We start from the raw sequence: 7011 nt of genomic DNA, 5'->3' as shown, positions 1-7011 counted from the left end.
GGTTCGCTCGCTGCCGCGACGGGCATGGCAGCCGGCGCCGATGCCGATGCCGGCATTGCCGCCGGCGCGGATGCTGGCGCTGCCTCGCCGCCAAAGATGAGCTTGCCTGGCGTCTGATTCTTCTGCGCCGCCTTCATGCCGTCAATTTCGGCAATAAGCTCGTATTCGGACGGCAACTCGTTGCCCACCCACCGCACAAGCTTGTCACCCTCGAAGTACACGGTGAACTGGCGCGATTGCACGACCGGCCGGCTGCCGCGACGGAAAGAGAAGTAATAGTCCCATCGATCCGCGTGAAAGACGTCCGTCAGCAGCGGGGTGCCGAGCAGGAAGCGCACCTGATCGCGCGTCATGCCTTCGCGCAATTGCGACACGGCCTCGCGCGACACGAAGTTGCCCTGGACGATGTTGATCCGATACGGCGTGATGGCATCGGCCACCTTGCGCGAGGTGCTGTCGTAGGCGGAACAGGCACCGGCCAGCAGTGCCGCCGCCAGCAGGGAAGACACCAGCGCGGGGCGCATGGCGGACGAACGGAATGAACGCATGTATCTCGCTTCCAGACGGGAATGGGTAGATACCGGCACCGGCACACCCCAAAGACTGCGGAGGCATCCGGCACGGCCAGGCGCATTCTGGTCACTCCGCGGAGAGCGGCGTGTACGCGTCATGGCACCGGGGCGACATTTGCCGCCAAAACCCTTATGATTCAACTATCCAGACATTGTACTCTAGGGAGTCACGCCCATGCCGAGTCCGGCGGACCTCAAAAATATCGGCCTCAAGGCGACCGTCCCCCGCCTGAAGATCCTTGAAATCTTCCAGACCAGCGAACAGCGCCATCTGAGCGCGGAAGATGTCTATCGCATCCTGCTCAATGAGCATATGGACATCGGCCTCGCCACGGTCTATCGCGTTCTCACGCAGTTCGAACAGGCTGGCCTGCTCTCGCGGAACAACTTCGAGTCGGGCAAGGCGATTTTCGAACTGAACGAAGGCAAACACCACGATCACCTGGTGTGCCTGGATTGCGGGCGCGTCGAGGAATTCTTCGATGCCGATATCGAGCAGCGGCAACAGAGCATCGCCCGCGAGCGCGGCTTTGCACTGCAGGAACACGCCCTGTCGCTCTATGGCAACTGCACCAAGGACGATTGCCCCCACAGACCAAGACGATAACCCCGCGGCGGTACCCGCCCAGCGGCAGGCAATAAAAAACCGGCGCCAAGGCGCCGGTTTTTTATTGGGTCGACACAGCGTTACTCCTGCGTCAGATCCTGCTCGGCCACGACGCGCAGGCTACGCGGCGCGGCGGCGGCTGCCGCAGGCAGGCCCAGAAACTCGCCAACCACCTGACGGAAGAGACCACGTGCCCAGACCAGCATCGGATGGGTATTGCGGCTGCGGTGCCAGAACATATTCAGGCCCAGCATCGTATTGAGCTCCGCTGGCAGCGGGTAGGCCTTCAGGCCGTACGTTTCACAGGCCATGTCCTTGGTCAGCGCGTTGACCGTGAAGATCATGTCGGTCTGGGAAGCCAGTTCGGCCTGGGCACGCCACGAATGGACGGTCAGCGTGGCATTCCGCTTCAGGCCCCGCTGCTGCAGCGCGTAGTCGAGCGGAATCAGTGCCGGCGCCGGACGGCCCGCGCCACCGGAATGCGCCATGAAGATATGGCTGCAGTCGAGGTATTGCTCGAGCGTGCAATCGTTCTTCAGGAGCGGATGATTCTCGCGCGCGCAAACCCACAGGTTCAGCGACGTCACCACTTCCTCGACGATTTCGGGATGGCGGGTCGGGAACGGCGAAAAGGCCAGATCGAGTTCGTTGGCACGCATCGACGCGACGTCGGCTTCCCACGAATGCGATTCGACCAGGCGGATATGCAGATCCGGAGCCAGTTGCTTGATGCGCAGGACAAAGCGGTTGAAAACCGTGTCGCCAAGTTCGGCGGCAAAACCGATATTCAACGTGCCGGTGGCGATGGCCGGATCGAAATTATCGGCATCCCCCTCGTTGATCGACGACCAGAGGTCGAGCATGTCCCGGATCTTCGGGCCCAGTTCCAGCGCGCGCGGCGTTGGAGTCAGACCATGAGGCACCCGAATGAAAAGGGGATCGTCGAAGATTTCGCGCAGTCGGCCGAGCGAGTGAGAAACGGCCGGCGCGGTCATGTGCATCTTTTCCGCCACATAAGTGGCGTTACGCTTGCTGAGCAACTCGGTGAAGATCACGAGCAGCTTGGTATCCACGTTCACCATGATCAGGCCCGGTTTGTTATGTCTTACGCTTCGATGGCCCCACCACTTTCACGGGCTGCACATCAGACATTAATAGATCCTTCCGAGTGTAAGAGAAAATAACAGGAGCGAAAAGCAAATTCAGCATTTCTCGCATTACTGAACGCGAACTTTCGCGGATTTTTGACAACTTTGAGACAGATAATGTCAAAAATCGCCATTCATTGAATTCCATGACCCGCTATAGTGCCTGAAGGCGTTCCAATTCTGCCTCGCAGCCCGCCCTGTCTTGTTTCAGATCAAGCCATGCCTTCCCACCGACTCGACGTTGATCTCGCCAAAGCCTATCGCCTGCTGAATCACGGTCCGACCGTTCTGGTCAGTGCCGCGCACAATGGGCAACGCAATATCATGGCGGCGGCATGGGCCATGCCGCTCGATTTCGCCCCGCCGAAGGTGGCCGTGGTGCTGGACAAGTCCACCTGGACGCGCCAGTTGCTTGAGGCAAGCGGCGAATTCGCGTTACAGGTTCCCACCGCCGCCCAGGTCGATATCACGCAGGCACTGGGCTCCAGTTCGGGACGGGCCCTGACGGAAAAGCAAGGCATCGACAAGTTCGCCGCGTACGGCTTGCAGACCTTCGCTGGCAGCGTGATCGGCGCCCCGCTGCTCGAAGGCTGTGCGGCGTGGCTGGAATGCAGGCTGTTGCCAGAACCCGCGATCCAGAACAGCTACGATCTGTTTCTCGGCGAAGTGGTCGCCGCTCACGCCGACGGCCGCGTCTTCAGCAATGGCCGCTGGCACTTTACCGGCCAAGACAACCTGCGCACGATCCACCATGTCGCGGGTGGCCACTTTCTTGTCGATGGCGATACTATCGATGCGCGGCCGCTGACTCCACCAGTCACCCCACCAGCCGCCTGAGCAACAAAAAACGCGCCCTTGGGCGCGTTTTTTGTTCAGCGAGGATGGCTTACTTGGCCACGACGCGTGCCATTTCCAGGCACTTGTTCGAATAGCCCCACTCGTTGTCGTACCAGCTCACGACCTTGATGAACGTGCCGTCCAGCGCGATGCCGGCTTCAGCGTCGAAAATCGAGGTGCGGGCATCGCCGCGGAAGTCCGTGGCCACAACCTTGTCTTCGGTGTAGCCCAGCACGCCCTTCAGCGCGCCCTGGCTCTGGGCCTTCATCTCGGCGCAGATTTCTTCGTACTTGGCCGGGTTTTCCAGTTCGACGGTCAGGTCGACCACCGAAACGTCCGAGGTCGGCACGCGGAACGACATGCCCGTCAGCTTCTTGTTCAGCTGCGGGATCACCACGCCAACGGCCTTTGCGGCGCCAGTCGACGACGGGATGATGTTTTCCAGGATGCCGCGACCACCGCGCCAGTCCTTGTTCGACGGACCATCCACGGTCTTCTGCGTGGCGGTAGCAGCGTGCACGGTCGTCATCAGACCGCGCTTGATGCCCCACTTGTCGTTCAGGACCTTGGCCACCGGGGCCAGGCAGTTGGTCGTGCAGCTTGCGTTCGAGATGATCGCTTCGCCCTTGTACGTCTCGTGGTTCACGCCGAACACGAACATCGGGGTGTCGTCCTTCGACGGGGCCGACATGATCACCTTCTTGGCGCCCGCGTCGATGTGCTTCTGCGCGCCTTCCTTCGTCAGGAAGATGCCGGTCGACTCGATCACCACGTCGGCGCCGACTTCGCCCCACTTCAGCTCGGACGGATCCTTGACGGCGGTCAGGCGGATCTTCTTGCCATTGACCACGAGCGTGTTGCCTTCCACCGACACTTCACCGTCGAAGCGGCCGTGGACCGAGTCGTACTTCAGCATGTACGCCAGGTAGTCCGGTTCCAGCAGGTCGTTGATGGCGACGACTTCAATGTCCTTGAAGTTCGCGGCGGCGGCGCGGAACACCATGCGCCCGATGCGGCCAAAGCCGTTGATGCCGATCTTGATGGTCATGTCTATCTCCTAGAGAGCAATCGCGATAAAGCTGGGGCCGGCGCCGCAGCCGGCGCCTCGCGCCGGCATACCGCGCTGGCGAGAATTACTGGGCGAGCGTGGCGCGCACCGTATCGGCCACGTTTTCCACGGTGAAGCCGAAGTGCTTGAACAGCACGCCTGCCGGAGCCGATTCGCCGAACGTGTCGATACCGACGACGGCCTGAACCTGGTACTTCCACCAGAAATCGGTGACGCCCGCTTCCACGGCGATGCGCGGCACGCCGGCCGGCAGCACGCTGGCCTTGTAGGCGGCGTCCTGCTTGTCGAACACGGAGGTCGACGGGACCGACACCACGCGCACGTGCACGCCTTCCACGGCCAGCGCATCGGCGGCGCCCACGGCCAGACCGACTTCCGAGCCGGTGGCGATAATCACGGCATCCGGGCGCTTCTTGCGCGGATTCGTGCCATCGCGCAGCACGTAGCCACCGCGCGCGATGTTGGCGCGCGTGACATCGTCACGCTTCTGGAACGGCAGGTTCTGGCGGCTGAAAATCAGGCAGCTCGGGCCGTTCTCGCGGCGGATCGAGTACGCCCAGGCCACGGCGGTTTCGGTGGTGTCGGCGGTACGCCAGACATCCATGTTCGGGATCAGACGCAGGCTGGCCACGTGTTCGATCGACTGGTGAGTCGGACCGTCTTCGCCCAGGCCGATCGAATCATGCGTGAACACGAACAGCGAGCGGATCTTCATCAGCGCGGCCATGCGCAGCGCGTTGCGACTGTAGTCCGAGAACGTCAGGAACGTGGCGCCGTAGGGGATGTAGCCACCATGCAGCGCGATGCCGTTCATGATCGCGCTCATGCCGAACTCACGCACACCGTAGTTGATGTGGTTGCCCCACGAGTCGAAGCGAACGGCCTGCGTGCCCGACCAGTTGGTCAGGTTCGAACCGGTCAGGTCGGCCGAGCCGCCCAGCAGTTCCGGCAGTACCGGCGCCAGTGCCTCGATCGAGTTCTGGCTGGCCTTGCGGGTAGCGATCGTCTCGGCCTTCTCCTCGCACTTGGCGATGTAGGCGTCCACGGCCTCATCGAACGCGCCCGGCAGCTCGCCTCGCACGCGGCGCTTGAACTCACCGGCTTCGTACGGATGCACTTCGGCGTAGGCGTCGAACAGCGCGTCCCAGGCCTTTTCCAGCGCGTGGCCGTTCGGCTTCGCATCCCAGGCGAGGTACGCGTCCTGCGGCACCTCGAACGGGGCGTGGGTCCAGCCCAGCGCTTCGCGGGTGGCTAGCACTTCGGCGCCGCCCAGCGGCGCGCCGTGCACGTCGTGGCCGCCGGCCTTGTTCGGCGCACCCTTGCCGATGACGGTGCGGCAGCAGATCAGGGTCGGCTTGTCGCTGGCCTTGGCCAGCGCGATGGCGTTGTCGACGGCAGCCACGTCGTGGCCGTCCACGGCGCGGATCACGTTCCAGCCATACGCTTCGAAACGCTTCGGCGTGTCGTCGGCAAACCAGTGCACCACGTCGCCGTCGATGGAGATGCCGTTGTCATCCCAGAAGCCGATCAGCTTGTTCAGCTTGAGCGTGCCGGCCAGCGAGCAGGCTTCGTGGCTGATGCCTTCCATCAGGCAGCCATCGCCCATGAACACGTACGTGTGATGGTTGACGATGTCGAAACCCGGGCGGTTGAATTCCTCGCCCAGCAGGCGCTCGGCCAGCGCCATGCCGACGGCATTGGTGATGCCCTGGCCCAGCGGGCCGGTCGTGGTTTCCACGCCCGGGGTAATGCCATACTCCGGGTGACCAGCGGTCTTGCTGTGCAACTGGCGGAAGTTCTTCAGTTCCTCGATCGGCAGGTCGTAGCCGGTCAGGTGCAGCAGCGCGTAGATCAGCATCGATCCGTGGCCGTTGGACAGCACGAAGCGGTCGCGGTCAGGCCAGTGCGGATTGACGGGGTTATGCTTCAGATGCCGGCCCCACAGCGCCACGGCCATGTCGGCCATACCCATCGGCGCACCGGGGTGACCGGAGTTCGCTTGCTGGACAGCGTCCATGGCAAGCACGCGGATGGCATCCGCCATCAGTTTGACGGGTTGGTTGGCGTAAGGACTTGTGGCGGGATGGGCGAGGGCAGACATGCGAGAACCTGACGGCGGGAAAACCGCAATTTTAGCAGAAGCAGGGGGAATTCCCGGGACGGATCCGGCACTCCGAAGGGGGACTCAAGCCTGGACCGAATGGTTGATACCCGGCGTGGGCACCACGCTGGGCGAAATCACATTGCTAGCGGCCGCCTGCAGCCCCTATCAGCAGATAGAAATCGGGGAAAGCGCACATTTTGGCCGGATCTTCCGGCTCGATGGCCGCGTGATGAGCACCGAAGCCGACGCCTGGATCCAGCATGAACTGATGGTGGCACCAATGGCGGCCACCCATGGCGCACCGCGCAGCGCGCTGGTGGTGGGCGGCGGCGACGGCGGATCGGCATTCGAACTGCTGCGTATCCCCACCATGCGAGAGGTGGTAGTGGCCGAACTCGACGGCGAGGTGGTCCGGCTGGCGCGCGAGTGGCTGCGCGGCATCCACCAGGGCGCGCTCGACGAACCCGGCGACCCACGCCTGAGCCTGGCGATCGGCGAAGGACTCGGCCTGATGGAAGCTTTCGCGCGCGCCGGACGCCAGTTCGACCTGATCGTCTATGATCTGACCGAAGCTGACGACGGCAGCCCCGCGGCCGCCCTGTTCTCCCCGCATGGCCTGCATACCGCGCGCCGCTGCCTGGCGCCCGGCGGCGCGATGTCGCTGCACTTGGGGC

6 protein-coding genes and 1 pseudogene are annotated in these 7011 nt (G+C 63.1%); 3 read left to right on the top strand and 4 right to left on the bottom strand.

From position 1 onward, the window contains the following. Nucleotides 1-548: outer membrane protein assembly factor BamE (gene bamE, locus D769_RS19510; protein WP_008648582.1), on the bottom strand; the 548-nt coding region annotated here is incomplete at its 3' end. A gap of 199 nt (nucleotides 549-747) precedes the next feature. On the opposite strand from bamE, the gene fur reads away from it, so the two are divergent. After that, the gene (gene fur / locus D769_RS19505; RefSeq protein WP_008648581.1) at nucleotides 748-1179 is read left to right on the top strand and encodes a ferric iron uptake transcriptional regulator; all 432 of its coding nucleotides are present in this window, start codon (nucleotides 748-750) and stop codon (nucleotides 1177-1179) included. A gap of 80 nt (nucleotides 1180-1259) precedes the next feature. Here the strand turns inward: fur and D769_RS19500 are convergent, their stop codons facing one another. Next, nucleotides 1260-2261: a LysR family transcriptional regulator gene (locus D769_RS19500; RefSeq protein ID WP_008648580.1), complete on the bottom strand. Its 1002-nt coding sequence runs from the start codon at nucleotides 2259-2261 to the stop codon at nucleotides 1260-1262. A gap of 285 nt (nucleotides 2262-2546) precedes the next feature. Between D769_RS19500 and D769_RS19495 the strand changes: the two genes are divergently transcribed. Further along, nucleotides 2547-3164, top strand: a complete 618-nt coding sequence (locus D769_RS19495) for a flavin reductase family protein (RefSeq protein ID WP_008648579.1) — start codon at nucleotides 2547-2549, stop codon at nucleotides 3162-3164. A 49-nt stretch (nucleotides 3165-3213) separates the two neighbouring features. Here the strand turns inward: D769_RS19495 and gap are convergent, their stop codons facing one another. After that, nucleotides 3214-4212 carry a type I glyceraldehyde-3-phosphate dehydrogenase gene (gene gap / locus D769_RS19490; RefSeq protein WP_008648578.1) on the bottom strand — a complete coding sequence of 333 codons (999 nt, stop codon included), beginning with the start codon at nucleotides 4210-4212 and terminating at the stop codon, nucleotides 3214-3216. A gap of 85 nt (nucleotides 4213-4297) precedes the next feature. Beyond that, the gene (tkt, locus tag D769_RS19485; protein WP_040011141.1) at nucleotides 4298-6334 is read right to left on the bottom strand and encodes a transketolase; all 2037 of its coding nucleotides are present in this window, start codon (nucleotides 6332-6334) and stop codon (nucleotides 4298-4300) included. Between the two features lie 115 nt (nucleotides 6335-6449). Between tkt and D769_RS19480 the strand changes: the two are divergent. Beyond that, nucleotides 6450-7011, top strand: a pseudogene (locus D769_RS19480) (spermidine synthase); the annotation flags it as partial.

Origin of the sequence: Cupriavidus sp. HMR-1 (genome assembly GCF_000319775.1) — a bacterium.
In the GTDB taxonomy this organism is placed as follows: Bacteria; Pseudomonadota; Gammaproteobacteria; order Burkholderiales; family Burkholderiaceae; genus Cupriavidus; species Cupriavidus metallidurans.
The sequence above is the reverse complement of the archived record's forward strand: the minus strand, read 5'-3'. Positions and strand labels throughout refer to the sequence as shown.

What these genes read in the sequence shown, in the direction of transcription:
- fur (WP_008648581.1), top strand. Translation starts at nt 748, where the DNA reads ATGCCGAGTCCGGCGGACCTCAAAAATATCGGCCTCAAGGCGACCGTC.
- D769_RS19500 (WP_008648580.1), bottom strand. Translation starts at nt 2,261, where the DNA reads ATGGTGAACGTGGATACCAAGCTGCTCGTGATCTTCACCGAGTTGCTC.
- D769_RS19495 (WP_008648579.1), top strand. Translation starts at nt 2,547, where the DNA reads ATGCCTTCCCACCGACTCGACGTTGATCTCGCCAAAGCCTATCGCCTG.
- gap (WP_008648578.1), bottom strand. Translation starts at nt 4,212, where the DNA reads ATGACCATCAAGATCGGCATCAACGGCTTTGGCCGCATCGGGCGCATG.
- tkt (WP_040011141.1), bottom strand. Translation starts at nt 6,334, where the DNA reads ATGTCTGCCCTCGCCCATCCCGCCACAAGTCCTTACGCCAACCAACCC.